This is a genomic window from Streptomyces sp. BR123, from assembly GCF_013401435.1.
Classification (GTDB): domain Bacteria; phylum Actinomycetota; class Actinomycetes; order Streptomycetales; family Streptomycetaceae; genus Streptomyces.
This window is the reverse complement of record NZ_JACBGN010000093.1, coordinates 1-23,714: the sequence shown is the minus strand read 5'-3', so window position 1 is coordinate 23,714 and position 23,714 is coordinate 1. Positions and strand designations below refer to the sequence as shown.

18 protein-coding genes, 4 tRNA genes and 1 pseudogene are annotated in these 23,714 nt (G+C 71.2%); 13 read left to right on the top strand and 10 right to left on the bottom strand.

What is annotated here, in order from left to right; genetic code table 11:
- The first annotated feature begins 204 nt into the window (after nucleotides 1-204).
- Both HYE82_RS16955 and HYE82_RS16950 read left to right on the top strand, forming a co-directional pair.
- A complete protein-coding gene (locus HYE82_RS16955; protein WP_179174909.1) occupies nucleotides 205-1,683 on the top strand; it encodes a N,N-dimethylformamidase beta subunit family domain-containing protein in 1,479 nt (492 codons plus the stop codon).
- 87 nt (nucleotides 1,684-1,770) lie between these two features.
- Nucleotides 1,771-2,673 carry a phosphoribosylaminoimidazolesuccinocarboxamide synthase gene (locus HYE82_RS16950; RefSeq protein ID WP_179174908.1) on the top strand — a complete coding sequence of 301 codons (903 nt, stop codon included), beginning with the start codon at nucleotides 1,771-1,773 and terminating at the stop codon, nucleotides 2,671-2,673.
- 119 nt (nucleotides 2,674-2,792) lie between these two features.
- Here HYE82_RS16950 and HYE82_RS16945 read toward each other — a convergent pair.
- The 6 genes from HYE82_RS16945 to HYE82_RS38155 form a co-directional block, all read right to left on the bottom strand.
- Nucleotides 2,793-2,865: transfer RNA gene (locus HYE82_RS16945), tRNA-Gly, on the bottom strand.
- A gap of 22 nt (nucleotides 2,866-2,887) precedes the next feature.
- Complete coding sequence (locus HYE82_RS16940) at nucleotides 2,888-3,499, bottom strand: response regulator transcription factor (protein ID WP_179174907.1); 612 nt, start codon at nucleotides 3,497-3,499, stop codon at nucleotides 2,888-2,890.
- On the bottom strand, nucleotides 3,496-4,734 hold the full coding sequence (locus HYE82_RS16935) for a histidine kinase (RefSeq protein WP_179174906.1): 1,239 nt from the start codon (nucleotides 4,732-4,734) through the stop codon (nucleotides 3,496-3,498). Before HYE82_RS16935 ends, HYE82_RS16940 begins: the two co-directional genes overlap by 4 nt.
- A 186-nt stretch (nucleotides 4,735-4,920) precedes the next feature.
- Nucleotides 4,921-4,993, bottom strand: a tRNA-Gly gene (locus HYE82_RS16930).
- A gap of 80 nt (nucleotides 4,994-5,073) precedes the next feature.
- Nucleotides 5,074-5,145, bottom strand: a tRNA-Gly gene (locus HYE82_RS16925).
- A 101-nt stretch (nucleotides 5,146-5,246) separates the two neighbouring features.
- Nucleotides 5,247-5,564, bottom strand: a complete 318-nt coding sequence (locus tag HYE82_RS38155) for an Lsr2 family protein (RefSeq protein ID WP_179174905.1) — start codon at nucleotides 5,562-5,564, stop codon at nucleotides 5,247-5,249.
- A 374-nt stretch (nucleotides 5,565-5,938) separates the two neighbouring features.
- Between HYE82_RS38155 and purS the strand changes: the two genes are divergently transcribed.
- The 9 genes and pseudogenes from purS to purM all read left to right on the top strand — a co-directional run bounded on the left by purS (nucleotide 5,939) and on the right by purM (nucleotide 15,114).
- Entirely contained in the window at nucleotides 5,939-6,184 is a 246-nt protein-coding gene (purS, locus tag HYE82_RS16915; RefSeq protein ID WP_179174904.1) for a phosphoribosylformylglycinamidine synthase subunit PurS, read from the top strand.
- Nucleotides 6,181-6,885, top strand: coding sequence for a phosphoribosylformylglycinamidine synthase subunit PurQ (gene purQ / locus HYE82_RS16910; protein WP_179174903.1), 705 nt, complete (start codon nucleotides 6,181-6,183; stop codon nucleotides 6,883-6,885). Before purS ends, purQ begins: the two co-directional genes overlap by 4 nt.
- Nucleotides 6,882-9,131, top strand: a complete 2,250-nt coding sequence (gene purL, locus HYE82_RS16905; protein ID WP_179174902.1) for a phosphoribosylformylglycinamidine synthase subunit PurL — start codon at nucleotides 6,882-6,884, stop codon at nucleotides 9,129-9,131. Before purQ ends, purL begins: the two co-directional genes overlap by 4 nt.
- A 124-nt stretch (nucleotides 9,132-9,255) precedes the next feature.
- Complete coding sequence (locus HYE82_RS16900) at nucleotides 9,256-9,792, top strand: helix-turn-helix transcriptional regulator (RefSeq protein WP_179174901.1); 537 nt, start codon at nucleotides 9,256-9,258, stop codon at nucleotides 9,790-9,792.
- Nucleotides 9,793-10,101: 309 nt separating this feature from the next.
- A pseudogene (locus HYE82_RS16895) lies at nucleotides 10,102-10,242 on the top strand (M23 family peptidase); the annotation flags it as partial.
- A 68-nt stretch (nucleotides 10,243-10,310) separates the two neighbouring features.
- Nucleotides 10,311-11,102 (top strand): maleylpyruvate isomerase family mycothiol-dependent enzyme, encoded by a 792-nt coding sequence (locus tag HYE82_RS16890; RefSeq protein WP_179174900.1) that lies wholly within the window; start codon nucleotides 10,311-10,313, stop codon nucleotides 11,100-11,102.
- Nucleotides 11,103-11,214: 112 nt separating this feature from the next.
- Nucleotides 11,215-12,051, top strand: coding sequence for an META domain-containing protein (locus HYE82_RS16885; protein WP_179174899.1), 837 nt, complete (start codon nucleotides 11,215-11,217; stop codon nucleotides 12,049-12,051).
- 328 nt (nucleotides 12,052-12,379) lie between these two features.
- The gene (purF, locus tag HYE82_RS16880; RefSeq protein WP_179174898.1) at nucleotides 12,380-13,897 is read left to right on the top strand and encodes an amidophosphoribosyltransferase; all 1,518 of its coding nucleotides are present in this window, start codon (nucleotides 12,380-12,382) and stop codon (nucleotides 13,895-13,897) included.
- 146 nt (nucleotides 13,898-14,043) lie between these two features.
- Complete coding sequence (purM, locus tag HYE82_RS16875) at nucleotides 14,044-15,114, top strand: phosphoribosylformylglycinamidine cyclo-ligase (RefSeq protein ID WP_179174897.1); 1,071 nt, start codon at nucleotides 14,044-14,046, stop codon at nucleotides 15,112-15,114.
- Nucleotides 15,115-15,251: 137 nt separating this feature from the next.
- Here the strand turns inward: purM and HYE82_RS16870 are convergent, their stop codons facing one another.
- Complete coding sequence (locus tag HYE82_RS16870; RefSeq protein WP_309144345.1) at nucleotides 15,252-15,569, bottom strand: DUF3073 domain-containing protein; 318 nt, start codon at nucleotides 15,567-15,569, stop codon at nucleotides 15,252-15,254.
- Between the two features lie 232 nt (nucleotides 15,570-15,801).
- Nucleotides 15,802-16,917: an amino acid dehydrogenase gene (locus tag HYE82_RS16865; RefSeq protein ID WP_306439593.1), complete on the bottom strand. Its 1,116-nt coding sequence runs from the start codon at nucleotides 16,915-16,917 to the stop codon at nucleotides 15,802-15,804.
- A gap of 205 nt (nucleotides 16,918-17,122) precedes the next feature.
- Here HYE82_RS16865 and HYE82_RS16860 point away from each other — a divergent pair, with 205 nt between their 5' ends.
- Nucleotides 17,123-17,977 carry a hypothetical protein gene (locus HYE82_RS16860; protein WP_309144344.1) on the top strand — a complete coding sequence of 285 codons (855 nt, stop codon included), beginning with the start codon at nucleotides 17,123-17,125 and terminating at the stop codon, nucleotides 17,975-17,977.
- A gap of 502 nt (nucleotides 17,978-18,479) precedes the next feature.
- Nucleotides 18,480-18,686 (top strand): developmental transcriptional regulator BldC, encoded by a 207-nt coding sequence (gene bldC / locus HYE82_RS16855; protein ID WP_003949541.1) that lies wholly within the window; start codon nucleotides 18,480-18,482, stop codon nucleotides 18,684-18,686.
- A gap of 632 nt (nucleotides 18,687-19,318) precedes the next feature.
- On the opposite strand, the gene HYE82_RS16850 is transcribed toward bldC, so the two are convergent.
- Together HYE82_RS16850 and hrpA are read right to left on the bottom strand one after the other, a co-directional pair.
- Nucleotides 19,319-19,392: transfer RNA gene (locus HYE82_RS16850), tRNA-Asp, on the bottom strand.
- 83 nt (nucleotides 19,393-19,475) lie between these two features.
- The gene (gene hrpA / locus HYE82_RS16845) at nucleotides 19,476-23,429 is read right to left on the bottom strand and encodes an ATP-dependent RNA helicase HrpA (protein ID WP_179174896.1); all 3,954 of its coding nucleotides are present in this window, start codon (nucleotides 23,427-23,429) and stop codon (nucleotides 19,476-19,478) included.
- Nucleotides 23,430-23,714 lie beyond the last annotated feature (285 nt).

The following is a 23,714-nucleotide window of genomic DNA, read 5'->3' as shown; positions in this document are numbered from 1 at the left end:
GCTCTGCCCCTGCCCCTGCCCCGACCGGCGCCCCGCTGTTCCCGTCCTGCCGGCCCCGGCCGTATCCCTGGCCCCGGTTGTGGCGAACGGTGACGGAGTGAGCGCGTCATGTGATGTGCTGGGACCGGCCGCGGCCGAACCTCCTGGACCGTGCCGCGCCGCCGTGTGCAGAAGCCGTTCGGGGGAGCGAGGGAGGGAAGCGGAATGGGTGCGGACCGGATCCGGCGATGGGAGTCAGGGGCGCTCGCGCACGCGGTGAACGACCCCTTCGGACCGGGACCGCTGCCGTGGCTCCGCGGCGGCGAGGCGCACTTCGACGACACCGGCAGGGTGGTGCCCTGGTACGCGGATCCGGAAGGGGCTCGCGGCCCGTCCCCCGACGCGGGCCGCGGCGGCGCCCTGCGCACCGCCGACGACGTCCACCGGCAGATCAAGGGGTTCGCCTCCCCCGGGGCCGTGGCCCCTGGCGAGACGATCGACTTCCACATCACCGTGGACCCGCCCCGGCAGTTCTCCGTCGACGTCCACCGCATCGGCCACTACGGCGGTGCCGGAACCGCCCGGATCACCACCAGCCCGCGCCTCTCCGGCTTCGTCCAGCCGCCGCCCCTCGCCGCCGACCGCACGGTCTCCTGCCACCACTGGTGGCTGTCCTGGCGGCTGCGGGTCGCCGACCACTGGAACGCCGGGGCGTACGTCGCCGTGCTCACCACCGTCGACGGCTACCGCTCCCACATCCCGTTCACCGTGCGCGACGACCGCCCCGCCGACCTGCTGCTCCTGCTGCCCGACATCACCTGGCAGGCGTACAACCTCTATCCCGAGGACGGCCGTACCGGCGCGAGCCTCTACCACGCCTGGGACGAGGAGGGCCGGCTCCTCGGCACGCAGGACGCGGCCGTCACGGTCTCCTTCGACCGCCCCTACGCGGGCTCGGGCCTGCCCCTGCACGTGGGCCACGCCTACGACTTCATCCGCTGGGCCGAGCGCCACGGCTACGACCTCGCCTACGCCGACACCCGCGATCTGCACGCGGGCCGCGTCGACCCCGCCCGCTACCGCGGCCTGGTCTTCCCCGGCCACGACGAGTACTGGTCGGCCGCCATGCGCCGCGCCGCCGAGCGCGCCCGCGACCACGGGACCTCGCTGGTCTTCCTGTCCGCCAACACCATGTACTGGCAGGTCGAGCTGGCACCGTCGCCCTCCGGGGTCGCCGACCGGCTCCTGACCTGCCGCAAACGCCGCGGCCCCGGCCGCCCCAGCCTGTGGCGCGAGATCGACCGCCCCGAGCAGCAGCTGCTCGGGATCCAGTACGGGGGGAGGGTCCCCGAGCCCGCGCCGCTGATCGTGCGCAACGCCTCGCACTGGCTGTGGGAGTCCACCGGCGCCGCCGAGAACGACGAGCTGCCCGGCCTGGTCGCGGGGGAGGCCGACCGGTACTTCCCCCGCACCCAGCTGCCCGAGCACCGGGACCGGATCCTGCTCGCGCACTCCCCGTACCGGGACGGCGACGGGGCCAAGCGCCACCAGGACACCTCCCTGTACCTGGCACCCAGCGGCGCCCTCGTCTTCGCGTCCGGCACCTTCGGCTGGACCCCGGCCCTGGACCGCCCGGGCCACGCGGACGAGCGGATCCAGCGGGCCACGGCCAACCTCCTGGACCGGATCTGCAAGAGGGACTGACCCGCGCCGACCCGGACCCGTCGTCGGCCCGCACGGGCCGGTGCGGGAGAATGGGGCTGCGCTCGTACAGAACCACAGGGAGACCCCGTGTCCGGATTCGTCGAAAAGCCCGAGCCGGTTCAGGTTCCGGGCCTCGTCCACCTCCACACCGGCAAGGTCCGCGATCTCTACCGCGACGAGGACGGCAACCTCGTCATGGTCGCCAGCGACCGCCTGTCCGCGTTCGACTGGGTGCTGCCCACCGAGATCCCGGACAAGGGCCGGGTCCTGACGCAGCTCTCGCTGTGGTGGTTCGAGCAGCTCGCCGACCTCGTCCCGAACCACGTGCTCGGCACGGACCTCCCCGCGGGCGCCCCCGCGGACTGGGCGGGCCGCACGCTGGTGTGCAAGAACCTGACGATGGTGCCGGTCGAGTGCGTGGCCCGCGGCTACCTCACCGGCTCCGGCCTCGCCGAGTACGACCAGACCCGCACGGTCTGCGGGCTCGCCCTGCCCGAGGGACTCGTCGACGGCTCCGAACTGCCCGCGCCGATCTTCACCCCGGCCGCCAAGGCCGCGGTCGGCGAGCACGACGAGAACGTCTCCTACGAGGAGGTGGCGCGCACCACCGGCGCCGAGACCGCCGCCCTGCTGCGCCAGACCACCCTGGCCGTGTACGGCCGGGCCCGCGACATCGCCCGCGAGCGCGGGATCATCCTGGCGGACACCAAGTTCGAGTTCGGTTTCGATGCGGACGGCACCCTGGTCGCCGCCGACGAGGTGCTGACCCCGGACTCCTCCCGTTTCTGGCCGGCCGCCCTGTGGGAGCCTGGTCGCGCCCAGCCGTCCTTCGACAAGCAGTTCGTCCGCAACTGGCTGTCGTCCCCGGCCTCCGGCTGGGACCCGAAGGGCGAACTGCCTCCGCCGGCCCTCCCGGAGGAGGTCGTCGAGCAGACCCGCGCCAAGTACATCGAGGCGTACGAGCGACTCACCGGCCAGAGCTGGGCCTGAGCCTCGGACCGGATCGTCCCTCGCCACCTGCCGGCGGCGAGGGACGATCCGGCTCCCGGACGGTCCGCGACCCGCACACGAAGAAGCCCCCGGTCATCGACCGGGGGCTGCTCCTGCGGAGCGGACAACGAGACTCGAACTCGCGACATCCACCTTGGCAAGGTGGTGCTCTACCAACTGAGCTATGTCCGCATGCGCCGTGGCGCGGGAACCACTATACCCAACCGCGCTCGCGCGCGAGACGCACTGCGGCGTGCCGGTTCTCCGCGCCGAGTTTCGAGGCCGCCGAGGACAGGTAGTTGCGCACGGTCCCCTGCGACAGGCCGGCCCGTTCGGCGATCTCCGCCACCGGCGCCCCGTCCCCGGCGAGTTCCAGCACCTCGGCCTCGCGGGCGGTCAGCGGCGAGTCCCCCGCGCTGATCGCGTCAGCGGCCAACTCCGGGTCGACGTAACGGCCTCCTGCGTGCACGGTCCGGATCAGCTCGGCCAGCCGCTGCGCCGACACCGTCTTCGGCGCGAAGGCCCGCACCCCTGCTGCCAGGGCCCGCTTGAGGTGGCCGGGCCGCCCGTGGCTGGTCACGATCATGGTTTTGCACCCGGGGAGCTCGGCCTTCAGGGACGTGGCCACGCTCACACCGTCCGCCCCGGGCATCTGCAGGTCGAGCACGGCCACGTCCGGCCGGTGGGCCCGCGCCATCGCCAGGGCCTCGGGACCCGAGGCCGCCTCGGCGACGACCAGCAGATCGTCCTCCAGGGCCAGCAGGGCGGCGAGCGCCCCGCGGATCAGGTGCTCGTCGTCGGCCAGCAGCACGCGTACGGGGCTCACGCCCGCACCTCCAGTCCTCGCAGTTGGCGGCCCGGGATCCGCGCCCGCAGCCGGAACCGGCCGTCGCCCACCGGGCCGGCCTCCAGGGTGCCGTCGAGCACCGCGAGCCGCTCCCGCAGCCCGGCGAGCCCGGAGCCGGGCGGCCCGGCCGGCACCTCGGGTGCCCCGTCGTTCTCGACGACCAGGGTCAGTTCGCCCTCCTCGGGCGCTGTGAGGCGTATCACGCAGGTGCGCGCGTCGCCGTGGCGGAGGACGTTCGTGGTCGCCTCCCGGACGACCCAGCCGAGTGCCGACTGCACGTCGGGGCGCAGCTTCCGCCCCGGTTCGGCCTCGACCCGGCAGTCCATCCCGGCCGCGGTGAGGACGCCCCGCGCGCCCTCCAGCTCCGCCCCGAGGTCGGCCTCCCGATACCCGCGTACGACATCGCGCACCTCGCGCTGCGACTCGCGGGCGATCCGCTGGACCTCGATCATCTGGGTGACGGCCTCGGGGCGCTCGCGCCGGGCCAGCTGGACGGCGAGCTCGCTCTTCAGGGCGATGACGGCCAGGTTGCGGCCCATCACGTCGTGCAGGTCGCGGCCGAAGCGCAGCCGCTCCTCGGCGACGGCCAGCTGGGCCTGGAGCTCCCGGGCGCGGTCGAGCTCGTGGACCATCTTCAGCAGCCATCCCGAGAAGCCGCAGGCCATGCTCATGAACAGGCAGGCCAGCAGCATCCCGACCGCGTACCCGACGGCCTCGGCCACGGGAAGGCCCAGGGCCAGCACCGCCGTGCCCGCCCCGAGCGCCCAGGCCGGTGAGACGCGCCACATCTGGCGCACCCGGTTCATGCAGAGCACGAGGGAGCCGCAGGTGAAGCAGGCCAACCCGCCGACGAGCGACGGCGCCACGGCCTCGGGGAGGTGCCCGGTCTTGCGGAGCACCAGGAAGGCGAGGCAGACGACGGCCGACGCGACGGAGGTCGCCACCGCGAGCCGTACCGGGCGCTCCCGGCTGCCCACCTGCCAGTCCAGTGCCCGGGAGGAGAGGAACGCGGTGGCCACGGCGTGGACGAGGACGACCACCAGGGCCCCGATCGCGAGGGGCCGCGAGACGGTGCCCTCGGCGGCGGCGCCCACCGGGACCAGCCCGAAGGAGAAGATCTCGATGACCGCGAAGAAGTGGAACGACCCCCGTGTGTAGAGCTCGACCTTTGCCGCGGTGCTGCGGTCCTTCCACCATCCGGTGAGTTTCGACACGGTTCCCCGATTCCCCCGATCACCCTGCGGCGGGTGCTGTTCCCCATGGCTCCAGCCTCGCGGCGGGCCCCTTGTCTCACCAGTGGGCCTGGTCATCGCCCCCGATGACATTTGTCAGTACGCGTCAGGTGACTGCGCGCGCATACGACAAAGGCCCTGATCGATGATCAGGGCCTTTGCACTCTGAGCGGACGACGAGACTCGAACTCGCGACATCCACCTTGGCAAGGTGGTGCTCTACCAACTGAGCTACGTCCGCATGCCCGCTTCGGCGTTTCCGCCGGGCGATGCGTGCATCACTCTACCTGATCCACCGGAGTGGTCGGTAAAGCCTTTGCGAGCGGGTGACAGGAATCGCACACTGCGCCTTCCCCCTGGAAGGGGGATGTTCTGCTACTGAACTACACCCGCACGACCTTCGAGGCTCTGACCTGCGGTCTCGCCCCTCGGCGTGATCCACACACTAGCGGACGGGAGGGGGTGGATGCCAAATCGCCCCGGCCGGCCCGCCCTCAGTGGGCCTGGTGGTAGGCCTCGTAGACGCGCTTCGGGATGCGGCCCCGCGGGGGCACGTCGAAGTCGTGCGACCGGGCCCAGGCGCGGACGACCGCCGGGTCGGGGGCGAGGGAGGTGTGCTTGAAGGCCTTCCCGGAGCGGGCCTGGCGACGTCCGGCGGCCACGTACGGGGCGAGGGCGTCCCGCAGTTTCCCGGCGTTGGCCGGATTGAGGTCGATCTCGTAGGACTTGCCGTCCAGACCGAACGTGACCGTTTCCGCCGCTTCTCCGCCGTCGATGTCGTCGGAGAGTGTGACCACTACGCGCTGCGCCACGGATATCGGTCCCTTCGCGCGACAGCCGCCGCCCGCTGACGTGCGGTTTTGTCGCCTGTGTGGATGTTTCGGAGCAATGCGTCTTTCGCCACCGGGTGCGGAGGGGCAAATGCCGCGCCGCCGAGGATTCCTTTGTACCTCGATTCCCTTTGCATTGCGAAGCCCAGTTAATTCTCTCCGCGTGTCCCGCCGCAATCCCGGGCGCGTGGTTTTCCGGTGGATTTTGCGAAGCGTTGGTGAAGCCGAAAGGAGCCCTCACCCGACATCCCCGGAGGGGCCCCCGCGGACCCCCTTCCGAAATCTACCCGCGTAGAAATTTCGGGCGGGTACGCTGAAGGAACCGCCTTCGCACCAACCACCCATCGGGAGTGCCAGTGGCACGCGTCGTAGTCGACGTCATGCTCAAGCCGGAGATCCTCGACCCCCAGGGCCAGGCGGTGCAGCGTGCACTGCCGCGCCTGGGCTTCGAGGGCATCGCCGACGTCCGCCAGGGGAAGCGCTTCGAGCTGGAAGTGGAGGGTCCGGTCGACCAGGCCGCCCTTGACCGCATCCACAAGATGGCCGAAACGTTCCTCGCCAACACCGTCATCGAAGACTTCGTCGTCAAGGTGGAGTCGTGACCGCTCGCATCGGTGTCGTCACGTTCCCCGGGACGCTCGACGACCGTGACTCGCTGCGCGCCGTCCGCCTCGCGGGCGCCGAGCCGGTCTCGCTGTGGCACCGTGACAAGGACCTGCACCAGGTCGACGCGGTCGTCCTCGCCGGCGGCTTCTCGTACGGCGACTACCTGCGCGCCGGGGCCATCTCCCGGTTCTCGCCGGTGATGGAGACCATCATCGAGCAGGCCAGGGCCGGCATGCCGGTCCTGGGCATCTGCAACGGCTTCCAGGTCCTCACCGAGGCCCACCTGCTGCCGGGCGCGATGCTCCGCAACAACCACCTGCACTTCATCTGCCGCGACCAGAAGCTCCGGGTGGAGAACGCCGGGACCTCCTGGACCGGCGACTACGAGCAGGGCCAGGAGATCTCCGTCCCGCTCAAGAACATGGACGGCCGCTACGTCGCCGACCGGCGCACCCTGGACGAACTGGAGGCCGAGGGCCGCGTGGCCTTCCGGTACCTGGCCCGCGGCGAAGCCGCCGAGGGATACGGCAACCCGAACGGGTCGCTGAACGACATCGCCGGCATCACCAACGCCGCCGGCAACGTCGTCGGCCTCATGCCGCACCCCGAGCACGCGGTCGACCCCCTGGTCGGAACGGGCGGCACGGACGGTCTGCCGTTCTTCACCTCGGTCCTGAAGAAGCTGGTAAGCGCATGACTCTGGACACCGTCAAGCACGCCGCCGAGACCCCGGACTCGGCGCAGCCCTGGAAGGAACTCGGCCTCAAGGAGGACGAGTACCTGCGGATCCGCGAGATCCTCGGCCGTCGCCCCACCGGTGCCGAGCTCGCCATGTACTCCGTCATGTGGTCCGAGCACTGCTCGTACAAGAGCAGCAAGGTCCACCTGCGCCAGTTCGGCGAGAAGGCCCCGAAGAACGACGCGATGCTCGTCGGGATCGGCGAGAACGCCGGCGTCGTCGACGTCGGCCAGGGCTACGCGGTCACCTTCAAGGTCGAGTCGCACAACCACCCCTCGTACATCGAGCCCTACCAGGGCGCGGCGACCGGCGTCGGCGGCATCGTCCGCGACATCCTCGCCATGGGCGCCCGCCCCGTCGCCGTCGTCGACCCGCTCCGCTTCGGCGCGGCCGACCACCCCGACACCAAGCGCGTCCTGCCGGGCGTGGTCGCGGGCATCGGCGGGTACGGCAACTGCCTGGGCCTGCCCAACATCGGCGGCGAGGTCGTCTTCGACTCCTGCTACCAGGGCAACCCGCTGGTCAACGCCGGCTGCATCGGCGTGATGAAGCACGAGGACATCCACCTCGCCAAGGCCTCCGGCCCCGGCAACAAGGTCATCCTCTACGGCGCCCGCACGGGCGGCGACGGCATCGGCGGCGTCTCGGTCCTCGCGTCCGAGACCTTCGACGACACGAAGCCCACGAAGCGCCCCGCCGTCCAGGTCGGCGACCCCTTCCAGGAGAAGCTCCTCATCGAGTGCACCCTGGAGATCTTCAAGGAGAAGCTGGTCGCCGGCATCCAGGACCTCGGCGGCGCCGGCCTGTCCTGCGCCACCTCCGAGCTGGCCTCGGCCGGTTCCGGCGGCATGCGCGTCGAGCTGGACACCGTGCCGCTGCGCGACGCGACGCTCTCGCCCGAGGAGATCCTCATGAGCGAGTCGCAGGAGCGCATGTGCGCGATCGTCGAGCCGCAGCACGTCGACCGCTTCATGGAGATCTGCGAGAAGTGGGACGTCATCGCCACCGTCATCGGTGAGGTGACCGACGGCGAGCGCCTGGAGATCTTCTGGCACGGCGAGCAGATCGTCGACGTGCCGCCGGGCACCGTCGCCCACGAGGGACCGGTCTACCAGCGCCCGTTCGCCCGCCCCGAGTGGCAGGACGCCCTCCAGGCGGACGACGCGGGCAAGCTGGCGCGCCCGCAGACCTCCGACGAGCTCCGCGCGCAGGTCCTGGCCCTGGTCTCCTCCCCGAACCAGGCCTCCAAGTCCTGGGTCACGGACCAGTACGACCGCTTCGTGCAGGGCAACACCGTCCTGGCGCAGCCCGAGGACGCGGGCATGGTCCGCATCGACGAGGAGTCCAACCTCGGCGTCGCCATGGCCACCGACGGCAACGGCCGCTACGCCAAGCTCGACCCGTACACGGGCGCGCAGCTGGCCCTGGCCGAGGCGTACCGCAACGTCGCCGCGACCGGCGCCAAGCCGCTGGCCGTCTCCGACTGCCTGAACTTCGGCTCGCCGGAGGACCCGGGCGTCATGTGGCAGTTCGCCGAGGCCTGCCGCGGTCTCGCGGACGGCTGCCTGGAGCTGGGCACCCCGGTGACCGGCGGCAACGTCTCGCTGTACAACCAGACCGGCGACACCGCGATCCACCCGACGCCCGTCGTGGCCGTCCTCGGTGTGATCGACGACGTCAACCGCCGTACCCCGATGGCGTTCGCGGAGACCGGCCAGCTGCTGTACCTGCTCGGCGACACCGCCGAGGAGTTCGGCGGCTCGGCCTGGTCGCAGGTCGTCCACGACCACCTCGGCGGCCTGCCGCCCAAGGTGGACCTGGGCCGCGAGAAGCTGCTCGCGGACATCCTGATCGCCGCCTCGCGCGACGGCATGATCGATGCCGCGCACGACCTGTCCGACGGCGGTGTCATCCAGGCGCTCGCCGAGTCCTGCCTGCGCGGTGGCAACGGTGCCCGGCTCGTGGTGCCCGAGGGCCTGGACGCGTTCACCTTCCTGTTCTCCGAGTCGGCGGGCCGGGCCGTTGTGGCCGTCCCGCGCAGCGAGGAGCTCCGTTTCACCGACATGTGCGGCGCGCGGGGCCTGCCCGCCACCCGCATCGGTGTCGTCGACGGCGAGGAGATCGAGGTCCAGGGCGAGTTCACGATCCCGCTGGCCGAGCTCCGCGAGGCCCACGAGGCGACGATCCCGGCCCTGCTGGCCTGATCCGGCTCCGTCCGACCCGTCGGTCGAACCCCTGCCCTGCACTGCCGGGCGGGGGTTCGTCGTTTCTCGGGCAGCATCCGCCTCCCTCTTGTACGTAATTACGTAATGACGTAGCTTTGCTTCCATGGATCTTGAAGCACGCGTGGTCGAGCTGGAACGGCGACTGGCCGCGCTCGAAGCACGGGAAGCGCAGCAAGCGCAGGACGTCGGGCGGCGCGAACCCGCCCACCACGCCGGGGACTTCTGGGCACTGGAGGGCCTCAAGGCGCGGCTCGCGGAACACAGTGCCGACGACGACGGCGGCGTGCTGTTCACCGGCGCCGTCGGACTCCCGACCGGCGAACGGTACGAGTGGCAGCAGGACTTCCCCACCGGGGAGCTCCTCGGCGATCCCGCCGAGGACCGGCAGCGCACCGCCGACGCCCTCGCCGCACTCGGCAGCCCCGTACGGATCCGGCTGCTGCGGGAGATCCTGGCCGGTCGGCGGACCGCCGCCGAGCTGACCGCGCTCGACGGGGTCGGCACCAGCGGGCAGGTCTACCACCACCTGCGCCAGCTCAGCGCGGCCGGCTGGCTGCACACCACCGGGCGCGGGCGGTACGAGGTCCCCGGCGGCAGGGTCGTGCCGCTGCTCGTCCTCTTCGCGGCGGCCACGGCGTGACGCCGGCGGCCACGCCGTGACGTCGGCGGCCAAGCGGTGACGTCGGCGGGCAAGCGGTGGCGCCGGCGGGCACCGCGGCCCCGGCGAACGCCCCCGGCCCCGGCGCAGGCTCCGTCCGCCCGGCTGCAGTAGGCCGTGCACCTGTCCCACCGGGGCTGCCAGCTGCTGTTCCTGCTGCTCACCGCCACCGACATCGGCCTCGGATCCCCTCCGACACCCGCCTGGTACGGCTCCCCGCCGGGGCCGCCGTTCTGCTCCGGACAGCGGCCGGACGGCTGGCCGCCCGGGCCCCGCACCGCGGGCCGGCCCGGCAACTCCACCGAGCCGCACCTGCACTTCCAGCTGCTGGACGGGCCCGACCCGGACACCGCCAGGGGCCTGCCCGTCCGCCGGCGCGGTATCGGCGTCCCCGCGAACGGCGAGGTGTTCGACGCGGGCCCGCGCCCCTGACACGGCTCCTCCCGGCCCGCGGCCGCCACCGGCTGCGGGGGCCGCGGCCGATCGGGCAGACTCGCCGCATGGCATCCAGGACCCGTCGCACCCGTACCTACGACGCCGCGAAGATCCGTACGGCCGTCACCGCGCAGTTCGCCCACATCGCCGAGGCAGTCCGGGAACTGACACCCGAACAGCTCGGCCGGGACAGCGGGCTCGGCGACTGGACCGTGGCCGACCTGGCCGCGCACATCGCCTGGATCGCCGACTCGCTCGCCGCCGGGCTCGCCCGCCCGCCGGCGGCCCTGCCCGAGCTGACGGCCGTGGAGTGGCCCTCCGCCACCGCCTCCCTCGCCGGGAAGATCGCGGAAGCGGCCAAGGAGATCCTGGAGGGCGCCGCGCCGGCCGATCTGTTCGAGCACGCGGGCGCCCGGATGGCCGAGGCACTGGCCGCCAACCCCGGCAGCCGGGTCCTCGCCCTGTGGGTCGGCGACATGACGCTGGCCGACTTCCTCGTCACCCGGACCGTGGAGCTCGTCGTGCACACCGACGACCTCAACCGGGCCGCCGGGCTGGCCATCCCCATCGAGCGGCAGGCGCTCGCCGCCTGCACCCGGCTGCTCGCCGACGCCCTCGCCCTCAAGGCCCCCGGCGGCTCGGTCGAGGTGCGCATCCCGCCGTTCGCGGTGATCCAGTGCATCGAGGGGCCCCGGCACACCCGCGGCACCCCGCCGAACGTGGTGGAGACCGACCCGCTGACCTGGGTCAGGCTGGCCACGGGTCGGCAGGACTGGGCCTCGGCGGTGGCGGACGCCAGCGTCACGGCCAGCGGCGAGCGGGCCGACCTGGGGGCGATGCTGCCGGTGATGAGCTGACCGGAGCCGACCCGGGCCCGGCCGGATCCCTGCGACCACAGGCATCGGGCAGGAGGGGACCCGGCCGGAGCAGCGCGCGGAACCGTACGGGCCCGCTGCCCGTCCCAGGGACATGCCCACACTCCGGCACCTCCCCGCGGCGCTGGCCGCCGCGCTCGTCCTCGCCGCCGCCACCACGGCCTGCGCCGACGGCTCCGGCCCCTCCGGCCCCCTCCCGGGCCCCGGCTTCACCGGCTCCTGGTCCGTCCAGCGGGTGACGGCGGACGGCCGGAGCCTGGCCGGGCCGCCCGCCGCGCACCTGACGATCGAGCCCACCGGCTCCCGTACGGCCGAGGCGAAGGGGAACTACGGCTGCAACGGGTTCACGGCCGCCGTGTCCTACGAGAGCGGGTCCGAGCAGTCGGCCGTGACCGTCACGCCCGGCTCCTCCACCGCCATGGCCTGCGAGCACATGGATTTCGAGACGGCTTTCGCCGAGCTGCTGAAGGGCAGGCTGGAGGTGCGGCGCGAGTCCGCCGACCGGCTCGTGCTGACGGCTGCCGACGGCGGCACCATCGAGCTGACCTCGAAGCCGCCGGTGGCGGACGCCCCGCTCACCGTCACCGAGTGGACGGTGACCGGGCTGATCAGCGGCGGTACGGCGGCCTCCGTGACGAACCAGGCCGCCGGCAGGGCCGTGTTCACCATCGGCCCGGACGCGCGCGCGAGCGGCAGCCTCGGCTGCAACCGGTTCAGCGCACCGGCCGCGATCGACGGCCCGCGGATCACCTTCGGTCCGCTGTCCACGACGCGGATGGCCTGTACGGGCCCGGAGGGCGACCTGGAGCGCACTCTGACCGAACTCCTCGGCAGCGGCGGGCTCACCTGGCGCATCCAGGAGCGGACGCTGACCCTGACGGCTGCCGACGGCAAGGGCCTCACGGCCCGGGCCGCTTCCGCCGCCGAATGACGGCCGCGGCGGCTGCCGCGGTCGGCGGCCCCGGGCGGCCCCGGGCGGCGGTCCTCCGGGCGGCGCGGGGCCCCGCCGGCAGAAAGGAAAAGAAAAGGAAAAGAAACGCACGGCGCCGCGCCGCCCGATGCGGGGACGGGAGGGTCGCCAGAGGCGGAACAGGGGCGCACGGAAGCCCGTGCGAATCCACAGGCCCCCCTTGCCAATCACGGCATTCCGGATATCGGGGCCGTTACCCTCCGCAGGGGTTACCCGACTGTCCGCACTGTGACTTTTCCCGGCCGTCCCCAATTCGGACCAGTGGTCGATCTCGCCTACACTCGGTGGCGTGCCTCGTGGTGATGGACGACTCAACCACGACCTGCTCCCCGGCGAAAAGGGCCCCCAGGACGCTTGCGGCGTCTTCGGTGTCTGGGCTCCGGGTGAAGAGGTCGCCAAGCTCACCTACTTCGGACTGTATGCACTGCAGCACCGTGGACAGGAGTCCGCGGGCATCGCTGTGAGCAACGGTTCCCAGATCCTCGTCTTCAAGGACATGGGCCTCGTGTCCCAGGTCTTCGACGAAACCTCCCTCGGATCGCTCCAAGGTCATATCGCGGTCGGTCACGCCCGCTACTCGACCACCGGAGCCTCCGTGTGGGAGAACGCTCAGCCCACTTTCCGCGCGACCGCCCACGGCTCCATTGCCCTGGGCCACAACGGCAACCTGGTGAACACCGCCGAGCTTGCCGAGATGGTCGCAGACCTCCCCCGTCAGGACGGCCGTGCCACCCAGGTGGCCGCGACCAACGACACCGACCTGGTCACCGCCCTGCTGGCGGGCCAGACGGACGACGACGGCAAGCCCCTGACCATCGAGGAGTCGGCCGCCAAGGTCCTCCCTCAGGTCAAGGGCGCCTTCTCCCTCGTCTTCATGGACGAGGGCACCCTGTACACCGCCCGTGACCCGCAGGGCATCCGCCCGCTGGTCCTCGGCCGCCTGGAGCGCGGCTGGGTGGTCGCGAGCGAGACCGCGGCCCTCGACATCGTGGGCGCCAGCTTCGTCCGCGAGGTCGAGCCCGGCGAGCTCGTCGCGATCGACGAGAACGGCCTGCGCACCTCGCGCTTCGCAGAAGCGAAGCCAAAGGGCTGTGTCTTCGAGTACGTCTACCTGGCGCGCCCGGACACGGACATCGCCGGCCGGAACGTCTACCTCTCGCGCGTCGAGATGGGCCGGCGCCTCGCCAAGGAGGCCCCGGTCGACGCCGACCTGGTGATAGCGACGCCGGAGTCCGGCACGCCCGCCGCCGTCGGCTACGCCGAGGCCAGCGGGATCCCCTACGGCTCCGGCCTGGTCAAGAACGCCTACGTCGGCCGGACTTTCATCCAGCCCTCGCAGACGATCCGCCAGCTGGGCATCCGCCTCAAGCTCAACCCCCTCAAGGAAGTCATCCGGGGCAAGCGCCTGGTGGTCGTCGACGACTCGATCGTCCGCGGCAACACCCAGCGCGCCCTCGTCAAGATGCTCCGCGAGGCCGGTGCGGCCGAGGTCCACATCCGGATCTCCTCGCCGCCGGTGAAGTGGCCGTGCTTCTTCGGCATCGACTTCGCCACCCGGGCCGAGCTCATCGCCAACGGCATGAGCGTCGAGGAGATCGGCACCTCGCTGGGTGCGGACTCCCTCGCGTACATCTCGCTCGACTCGATGATCGAGGCGACGACCATCCAGAAGCCGAACCTCTGCCGTGCCTGCTTCGACGGCGAGTACCCCATGGAGCTGCCCGACCCGCAGCTGCTGGGCAAGCAGCTCCTGGAGACCGAGCTGGCCGGCGGCTCGGACGCCGCCGACGCACTCCGCCGCCCCTAGCCCCGCGCCAGGGGCAGGACGGGCCCCCGCCCCGCCTCCGGGCGGCGGGGGCGGTCCCGGCTCGACCTGCGCCGGTCCCTGTCTTTCAGGCTTTTCCCAGGGACCGGCATCTCACGCAGCAAACGACACGAAAGCTCTCTCCTGTCATGACAGAGAAGACCACCGGTGCCAGCTATGCAGCCGCGGGCGTCGACATCGAAGCGGGAGACCGCGCCGTCGAGCTGATGAAGGAGTGGGTGAAGAAGACGCAGCGCCCCGAGGTCCTCGGCGGCCTCGGCGGCTTCGCCGGCCTCTTCGACGCCTCCGCCCTCAAGCGCTACGAGCGCCCGCTGCTGGCCTCCGCCACCGACGGGGTCGGCACGAAGGTCGACATCGCCCGCCAGATGGGCGTGTACGACACCATCGGCCACGACCTCGTCGCCATGGTCATGGACGACATCGTCGTCTGCGGCGCCGAGCCGCTCTTCATGACCGACTACATCTGCGTGGGCAAGGTCCACCCCGAGCGGGTCGCGGCCATCGTCAAGGGCATCGCCGAGGGCTGCGTCCTCGCTGGCTGCGCCCTGGTCGGCGGCGAGACCGCCGAGCACCCGGGCCTCCTCGGCCCGGACGACTTCGACGTGGCGGGCGCCGGCACCGGTGTCGTCGAGTACGACCGCCTGCTGGGCGCCGATCGCATCCGTACGGGTGACGCCGTCATCGCGATGGCGTCGTCCGGCCTTCACTCGAACGGGTACTCGCTGGTCCGGCACGTCCTCTTCGACCGGGCCGGGATGTCCCTCGACCAGCACGTCGAGGAACTCGGCCGGACCCTCGGCGAGGAGCTGCTGGAGCCGACCAAGATCTACTCCCTGGACTGCCTGGCCCTCACCCGTACGGCCGAGGTGCACGCCTACTCGCACATCACCGGCGGCGGCCTCGCGGCGAACCTGGCCCGGGTCATCCCGGACCACCTGCACGCGACGGTCGACCGGTCGACGTGGACCCCGGGTGCGGTCTTCGACCTCGTCGGCAAGGCCGGGCAGGTCGAGCAGCTGGAGCTGGAGAAGACCCTGAACATGGGCGTCGGCATGATGGCCGTCGTCCCGCAGGAGTCCGTGGACGTGGCCCTGACCGCGCTGGCCGACCGGGGCGTCGACGCCTGGGTCGCCGGTGAGATCACCGAGCGCGGCGAGCACACCGAGGGTGCGGCGATGACCGGGTCGTACGCCGGCTGAGACAGCACGGAAACCCGGTCCGGGGCGAGGCCCTGGACCGGGTTTCGTGTGTTGCTCTGAAGGCCGAGCGGAATCGTTCAGCCGTCGGTGGTCATGCGATCACGCGGTACCACCGGTTGTGGTGCGAACGCGAGGCGTCAAGCGCCGCGACGCTGCTGAGCCGACGGGCCGGACTCGTCGTCCTCGTCCTCGTCGTCATCGCTGTTGTACAGCTCCGCGTACTTTGCGTACGGGTCGTCGTCGTCCAGCTCGTCATCGACGTCGACCGGCTCGCTGACAGGCGTCAGCGGCGCCGTCGGCGATGCGCCCAGCTCGTTGGCCAGACGCGCAAGGTCAGTGCCGCCGCTGTTGTACTTCAGCTGGCGGGCGACCTTCGTCTGCTTGGCCTTGGCCCGGCCGCGCCCCATGGCTCGACCCCCTCGGTGACGGGGCTCGACGGCCCCAGAGTCTGACACGCGTTCATGGTTCGGAGCGGACTCTCCTCGGAGAGACCGTCCGTAGGGGTTTAACGGTACCTGTTTCCGCGGCCATACGGTACGCCGCCCGCATGACGCGCCTCGGAACAGGACCATCGAGGCGCCCCGTCCTCGCTGGTCAGCTGCGATTTTAACTCTTTCCCGACGGGCGACCCGCCGAAGTGCAGTGAGTTCCGTCTCGCCGCACCCCGGCGGGCGCACCGGCAGGGGGCTACGAGGCCTTCGCCGCCTTGGCCGCGCGACCGTCGGCCATCCGCTGCTCGGCGATCCGGTCGGCCGCCGCAGCCGGAGGGATGCCGTCAGTCTTTGCGCGAGCGAAGATTTCCAGCGTGGTGTCGAAGATCTTCGTGGCCTTGGCCTTGCACCGGTCGAAGTCGAAGCCGTGCAGCTCGTCCGCGACCTGGATGACACCGCCCGCGTTGACCACGTAGTCCGGCGCGTACAGGATGCCGCGGTCCGCGAGGTCCTTCTCGATGCCCGGGTGCGCCAGCTGGTTGTTCGCCGCACCGCAGACGATCGTGGCGGTGAGGGCCGGCACGGTCGCGTCGTTCAGGGCGCCGCCGAGTGCGCAGGGGGCGTAGATGTCCAGGCCCTCGGTGCGGATCAGCGCGTCCGTGTCGGCCACGGCCGTCACCTGCGGGTGCTTGTCGAGGATGCGGCGCACGGACTCCTCGCGGACGTCCGTGATCACGACCTCGGCGCCGTCCTCCAGGAGGTGCTCGACCAGGTAGTGGCCGACCTTGCCGACACCGGCCACGCCGACCTTGCGGCCGCGCAGGGTCGGGTCGCCCCACAGGTGCTGGGCGCTGGCCCGCATGCCCTGGAAGACGCCGAAGGCGGTGAGGACGGAGGAGTCGCCGGCGCCGCCGTTCTCGGGGGAGCGGCCGGTGGCCCAGCGGGTCTCGCGGGCGACGACGTCCATGTCCGCGACGTACGTGCCGACGTCGCAGGCCGTGACGTAGCGGCCGCCGAGGGACTCGACGAAGCGGCCGTAGGCCAGCAGCAGGTCCTCGGTCTTGATCTGGTCCGGGTCGCCGATGATGACGGCCTTGCCGCCGCCGAGGCCGAGGCCGGCCATGGCGTTCTTGTAGGACATGCCGCGCGAGAGGTTCAGCGCGTCGAGGACGGCCTCCTCGTCCGAGGCGTACGCGTGGAAGCGCGTGCCGCCGAGGGCCGGGCCCAGGGCGGTGGAGTGGATGGCGATGACGGCCTTCAGGCCAGTGGCTCGGTCCTGGCACAGCACGACTTGCTCGTGGCCGCCCTGTTCCGAGTGGAACAGGGTGTGCAGGACGCCGTCGGTCATTTCGGTCACGGTGGTGACTCCCATGGAAGAGATGCGGCGGAATGACGCCCGCCCTGCGGGTGGGGGGAGGGCGTGCTGGGAGCAGAGTAAGACCTGGAACGCGCCCGCAGGGGACCTGTCCGTGGATCGGAACACTCCCGGGGTACGGGGCGCACCGGGCCTCGCCGTGCCGGTGGTCCGCCGGCCCTCCGGCGGAGTAGCGCCGGGTGGTGCGGGGGAGTACGAGAGCGTGAGTGAATCCTCCGAGACCGGGCTGCCGTCGGCCCGTTCGGCGCCGACCGTCCCGTACGCCTCCTACCTGCGAGTCTACGAGCCGCTGACCGCGTTCGCGGAGCCGGAGCGGACGCACTGGGCCTCCTACGCCCGGTGCGGTGGGGCGCCGACCGCGCAGGACGAACTGCGCCGCTCGCTGGCCGAGTTGGTGCGGGTGCCCCTGGTGGGGGTGCCGGCGCACGAGAGCGCGGACGCCTTCACGGCCGAGGTGGACGGGGTGCTGCTGGTGTGCCCGTGGCGGACCAGGCTGCGCGGCTGGCTCGCCCTGCAGGAGCTCGTCGAGCAGTTCCCGCTGCCGGTGCTGGACGCGGCGCTGCCGCCGGCCGCGCGGCGGCGGGCGGCCGAGGAGTACGAGAGCTGGCGGGAGCGGAATCCCGATGCGCGCCCGTGGATCCGCACCGCAGTGTGGCAAGTACCACTGCGCTGGTTCGTGCTCGTGGCCGACGATGAGCGGGAGTACCTGCCGGGTGAGCGGTTGCGCTACCGGACCCCGATGGTGCAGGCCCGGCGGCGGCTCGCGCGCGGGCTGCGCACCCTGCGGGAGTCGCCGGGCTACGAGGCGCTCGCCGAGGGGCTCGTGGAGGTCGGGACCTGGCTGGAGGAGTTCCATCCGAGGTCGATGGTCGAACTGGACTACGGCGGGCTGGTGCACGCGCTGCCGGCGGACCGGCTGGCGGAGGACCGCTCGGCCCGGGACGTCGCGGCCGGGATCGCGGCGCTGAGGTCAGGCGACGAGGTGGCGGCGGCAGAGGTGTACGTGGAGTTGCGGGACCGGTGGCGCGAGGTCCGGGAGAGACTGTTCGCCAACTAGTCCGCCCGTCGGGGCGAGCGGGAAACCGGGAAAACGGTTTATCGGGTCGAAGACCCGGGACCTACGTCCCGATACGGGCCATTGACTCAAGCGTGACGGACTGCACTAAATACACCCTTGCGTCCTTCCCCTACCCTCGTGCCAAAATAGGACAAGGAGTCCGGGGAGGGTTCCTTCCGCCCAAGTAAGGGCGGAATGCTCGGCATTGCACTCTACGGGGGGTCTGTGGACTCCTGATCGCTCTGTGACTGATTGTCACAGTGGGGTGACTGTCCGTTATGGGGCGGTCCATCGGCTTCCGACCGCTGATGAACACCTCGGAGGGCAATTCCATCGGTTTGGCCGTCGGGGCTGGACGGATGGTGTAGTTGTAGTGCCGAGGACAAGCCGTTCGTCCTATAACCGACTCGGCCCGCGTATGTCCATTTCGGGCAACGCGGGCCAAGGTGCAGAATTTAGAGGAAAGAACCGAGATGGTTCGGTTCTCCCGAGGAGGCCGCTCATGACCGCTCGCACCCCTGATGCCGAGCCGCTGCTGACCCCGGCTGAGGTTGCCACGATGTTCCGCGTGGACCCGAAGACGGTGACCCGCTGGGCCAAGGCCGGCAAGCTCACGTCCATCCGCACCCTGGGTGGGCACCGCCGTTACCGCGAGGCCGAGGTCCGTGCCCTGCTCGCGGGAATTCCGCAGCAGCGCAGCGAGGCCTGAGGTCGCGCCAGCACCCCGCTTTAACGGGGAGGAATCGGATCCCCCAATCCGATGAACCCCACATGGCTTCATGCGGCCGGACCTGCCCCAACAGGTTCCCGGCCGTTCGATCGCGCTGGACTCCGCCGGGTCCAGCGCGATCTTTTTTGTGTCCGCGGGCACCTCTGCGGGGCGGGTGCCATTGCACATATTAAATTGAGGGCGCGTATAGGTGCCATAAATGTGCATGTCCCGAAAACTCGTATGGTGACTCCTGTCACAGGCTGTCACTCTTGTGCATTCCGCAATGCACCCGTAAAGGGACGTCTCACGCACAGCGGTCTCATGCGAACGGGGGATTTTGTGGATGGAACCATTCCGTGGCGCGGCGGCCGGAGTGAACCGCGGGGCCGACGGGACCCATGGGACCGGTGGGTCCCCAGAGGTCGCCTCGGCGGCGCCGACGGGCCTGTACGGCGCCGGAACCGCCCGGGAGCGCCCCACCTCCCGACCGGCGGTTCCCGGCGGGCCGGGAGGCCGTGACGGGCGTCGCACGAACGGCGTGCGAACGGCGCACCGAACGAGGCGGCGAACGGCGGGCGCTCCATGCAACAGGGCCCGCATCCGATCGGATACGGGCCCTGTTCTTGTTGCGATCCTGACGGGACTTGAACCCGCGACCTCCACCTTGACAGGGTGGCGAGCTAACCAACTGCTCCACAGGACCTCGATGTGCGGCCACTTTTCGGGTGGCTGCGCATCAGACTGTACATCAGCGCGGGGGGTGCGGTCGAACCGGCCGCGCGGCCGTCACGGAGCGGCCGCGTCCACCGCCTTCACGATCCGCTTGTCCGAGATCGGGTACGCCGTCCCCAGAGCGTGCGCGAAGTAGCTGACCCGCAGCTCCTCGATCATCCAGCGGATCTCCGTGACCTCCGGCGGGACCGGCCGCCCCTTGGGCAGCTGCTCCAGCAGCCAGGCGTACTCGTCCTGCATCTCGTGGACCTTCTCCATGCGCGTGGTGTCGCGCTGGACGGCCGTCGGCATCTGCTGCAGCCGCCGGTCCACCGCCACCAGGTAGCGCATGAGGTCCGGCAGCCGGCGCAGGCCCGTCAGGGTGACGAAGCCTGCCGGCATGAGCGCCGCCAGCTGCGTCTTGACGTCCTGGAGGTTGGCGACCAGGGCCAGGCTTTGCGTGGCCTTCAGCCGCCGCTCGCAGGCCTGCCAGGCGGCCAGGACCTGCTGCACCCGGTCGACCGTGCGCACGGTCGTGTCCACCAGGTCGGCGCGGACGGCCTCGTACAGCTTCCGGAAGCCCGCCTCGTCCCAGGCCGGGCCGCCGTGGTCGGCGATCAGCCGGTCGGCCGCCGCCGTCGCGCAGTCGTCGAACAGCGCCTGGACGGAGCCGTGCGGGTTGCGCGACAGGGCCAGCTTCTGCTGGTTGCCCATCCGGTCCGAGGCGAACTTGGCCGCGTTCACCGGGATGTTGAGGAGGATCAGCCTGCGCGTGCCCAGCCACATCGCCTGCTGCTGCTCGACCTCCGTGTCGAAGAGCCGTACGGACACGGTCGCGCCCTCGTCGACCAGCGCCGGGTACGCCTTCACCGGCTGCCCCGCCCGCCGGGTCTCGAACACCTTGGTCAGGGTCCCGATGGTCCAGTCGGTCAGCCCGGTGCGCTCCACCGACTCCCCGCCCGCCCGCTCGGCCGTGGCCGCCGCCGCCTTGGACAGGGCCTGGCGGGCCTTCGGCCGGAGCTTCAGGCGCAGCGCCTCCAGGTCCTTGTCCTCGGCGATCTTCCGGCGGCGCTCGTCGACGATCCGGAAAGTGATCTTCAAGTGGTCGGGGAGCCGACCGGTGTCGAAGTCCTCGGCGGTGACCGGCACTCCGCCCATCCGGTGCAGCTCGCGCGCCAGGGTGGCGGTCAGCGGCTCCTGGGCGGGCACGGCCGAGGCCAGGAAGCGGGCCGCGAAGTTCGGTGCGGGCACGTAGTGCCGGCGGATCGGCTTCGGCAGCGAACGGATGAGTTCCGTGACGACTTCCTCCCGCAGGCCCGGGATCTGCCAGTCGAAGCCCTGGTCGGTGACCTGGTTGAGCACCTGGAGCGGGATGTGGACGGTCACGCCGTCCGCGTCCGCTCCGGGTTCGAACTGGTAGGTCACCCGGAACCCCAGCTGCCCCTGCCGCCAGGAGTCCGGGTAGTCGGCCTTGGTGACCCCGGCAGCCTTCTCGGTGAGCAGCATCTCCCGCTCGAAGTCGAGGTGCTCGGGCTGCTCGCGCCGCTTGTGCTTCCACCAGGAGTCGAAGTGCGCCCCGGACACCACGTGCTCGGGGATCCGCTGGTCGTAGAAGTCGAAGAGGGTCTCGTCGTCGACGACGATGTCGCGGCGCCGGGCCCGGTTCTCCAGTTCCTCGACCTCGGTGAGCAGCTTGCGGTTGTCGGCGTAGAACTTGTGGTGGGTACGCCAGTCGCCCTCGACCAGGGCATGGCGGATGAACAGCTCCCGCGAGACCTCCGGGTCGATCCGCCCGTAGTTGACCTTCCGCTGCGCGACGATCGGGACGCCGTACAGCGTGACCTTCTCGTACGCCATGACGGCCGCCTGGTCCTTCTCCCAGTGCGGCTCGCTGTACGTGCGCTTCAGCAGGTGCCCGGCCAGCGGCTCGACCCACTCGGGCTCCACCTTGGCGTTGACCCGGGCCCACAGCCGCGAGGTCTCCACCAGCTCCGCCGACATCACGAACCGCGGCTGCTTCTTGAACAGCGCCGAGCCCGGGAAGACCGCGAACTTGGCGCCGCGCGCTCCGAGGTACTCGTTCTTGTCGGTGTCCTTCAGGCCGATGTGGGACAGCAGGCCGGCCAGGAGGGAGATGTGGACGTGCTGCTCCGCGGCGTCCGCCTCGTTCACGTGGATGCCCATGCCCCGGGCGACCGTGCGCAGCTGCGAGTAGATGTCCTGCCACTCGCGGATCCGCAGGAAGTTCAGGTACTCCTGCTTGCACATCCGGCGGAAGGAGGACGAGCCGCGCTCCTTCTGCTGCTCGCGGACGTAGCGCCACAGGTTCAGGAACGACAGGAAGTCGCTGGTCTCGTCCTTGAAGCGGGCGTGGTGCTGGTCGGCCTGGGTCTGCTTGTCCGAGGGCCGCTCGCGCGGGTCCTGGATGGACAGGGCCGCCGCGATGACCATGACCTCGCGGACGCAGCCGTTCTTGTCCGCCTCCAGGACCATGCGGGCCAGCCGCGGGTCCACGGGCAACTGGGCCAGCTGTCGACCCATCGGGGTGAGCCGCTTGCGGGCGTCCTTCTCCTTGGGGTCCAGCGCGCCGAGCTCCTGGAGGAGCTGGATGCCGTCGCGGATGTTGCGGTGGTCCGGCGGGTCGATGAAGGGGAACTTCTCGATCTCGCCGAGGCCCGCCGCGGTCATCTGGAGGATGACGGAGGCCAGGTTGGTGCGCAGGATCTCGGCGTCGGTGAACTCGGGACGGGCGTCGAAGTCGTCCTCGGAGTAGAGCCGGATGCAGATGCCGTCGCTGGTACGGCCGCAGCGGCCCTTGCGCTGGTTGGCGCTGGCCTGCGAGATCCGTTCGATGGGCAGGCGCTGGACCTTGGTGCGGTGGCTGTAGCGGGAGATCCTGGCAGTGCCCGGGTCGATCACGTACTTGATGCCGGGGACGGTCAGCGAGGTCTCGGCGACGTTGGTGGCGAGCACGATCCGGCGGCCGGAGTGCTGCTGGAAGACCCGGTGCTGCTCGGCGTGCGACAGGCGGGCGTACAGCGGCAGGACTTCCGTGCTCCGCCCATCGGTGCCTGCGGCGCGGGGGAGCTTCTTGATGAGCGCGTCGGCGGTGTCGCGGATCTCGCGCTCGCCGGAGAGGAAGACGAGGATGTCGCCGGGGCCCTCGGCCCGGAGCTCGTCCACGGCGTCGCAGATCGCGGTGATCTGGTCGCGGTCGCTCTCCGCCGCGTCTTCGTCGGCCGCCTCCAGGAGGGGGCGGTAGCGGACCTCCACCGGGTACGTGCGGCCGCTGACCTCGACGATCGGGGCGTCGCCGAAGTGGCGGGAGAAGCGCTCCGGGTCGATGGTCGCCGAGGTGATCACGACCTTGAGGTCGGGGCGCTTCGGCAGCAGCTGGGACAGGTAGCCCAGCAGGAAGTCGATGTTCAGCGAGCGCTCGTGCGCCTCGTCGATGATGATCGTGTCGTAGGCGCGCAGCTCGCGGTCCGTCTGGATCTCGGCGAGCAGGATGCCGTCCGTCATCAGCTTCACGAACGTCGCGTCCGGGTCCACCTGGTCGGTGAAGCGGACCTTCCAGCCGACCGTCTGCCCGATCTCGGTCCCCAGCTCCTCGGCGATGCGCTCCGCGACGGTGCGGGCGGCGATCCGTCGGGGCTGGGTGTGCCCGATCATTCCCCGGACGCCGCGGCCGAGATCCATGCAGATCTTGGGGATCTGCGTGGTCTTGCCGGATCCGGTCTCACCCGCGACGATCACGACCTGGTGGTCGCGTATCGCCTCGGCGATCTCGTCCTTCTTCTGGCTGACGGGCAGGTTCTCGGGATAGGTGACCTCGGGCCTCCGCGAGGCGCGCGCGGCCAGCCGCGCGGCGGCCTTGCCGGCTTCCGCGGCGATCTCGTCGAGCACGGCCTGCTTGGCCTCGGGCTTGCGGATGCGGCGGGCGCCTTCGAGGCGGCGGCCGAGGCGGTGCGCGTCGCGGAGGGGAATCTCACCGAGAAGCGTCTGCAGGGCGGCGAAGGAAGTAGACATACCTGGTCGAGGATCTCACCCGGGAGTGCCGGGTGGCGAACGCATTTGTCGGGTGGACCCGTACCATTTCGGGACGAGTCCGCCGTCCCTCCCGCCGTGAGAGGCCCCACGTATGCCGAGCAGCGCGCACCGACGCGTGGGCGCCGTGCTGCTCGCGACCCTGCTGGCGCTGGTCTGCGCCCTCGCGGGCTCGGGGTCCGGCGCCGGGGCGGGCGCGGGGGACGCGGTGGCGTCGCCGTACGGCCGGACCGCGCCCGCGGCCGGATCCTCCGGTGGCGCGGCCCC

Excerpts from the sequence above, each read along its gene's own strand:
- hrpA (WP_179174896.1), bottom strand. The coding sequence starts at position 23,429 with ATGTCTACTTCCTTCGCCGCCCTGCAGACGCTTCTCGGTGAGATTCCC.
- purM (WP_179174897.1), top strand. The coding sequence starts at position 14,044 with ATGACAGAGAAGACCACCGGTGCCAGCTATGCAGCCGCGGGCGTCGAC.
- HYE82_RS16955 (WP_179174909.1), top strand. The coding sequence starts at position 205 with ATGGGTGCGGACCGGATCCGGCGATGGGAGTCAGGGGCGCTCGCGCAC.
- HYE82_RS16900 (WP_179174901.1), top strand. The coding sequence starts at position 9,256 with ATGGATCTTGAAGCACGCGTGGTCGAGCTGGAACGGCGACTGGCCGCG.
- HYE82_RS16885 (WP_179174899.1), top strand. The coding sequence starts at position 11,215 with ATGCCCACACTCCGGCACCTCCCCGCGGCGCTGGCCGCCGCGCTCGTC.
- HYE82_RS16890 (WP_179174900.1), top strand. The coding sequence starts at position 10,311 with ATGGCATCCAGGACCCGTCGCACCCGTACCTACGACGCCGCGAAGATC.
- purL (WP_179174902.1), top strand. The coding sequence starts at position 6,882 with ATGACTCTGGACACCGTCAAGCACGCCGCCGAGACCCCGGACTCGGCG.
- HYE82_RS16865 (WP_306439593.1), bottom strand. The coding sequence starts at position 16,917 with ATGGGAGTCACCACCGTGACCGAAATGACCGACGGCGTCCTGCACACC.
- bldC (WP_003949541.1), top strand. The coding sequence starts at position 18,480 with ATGACCGCTCGCACCCCTGATGCCGAGCCGCTGCTGACCCCGGCTGAG.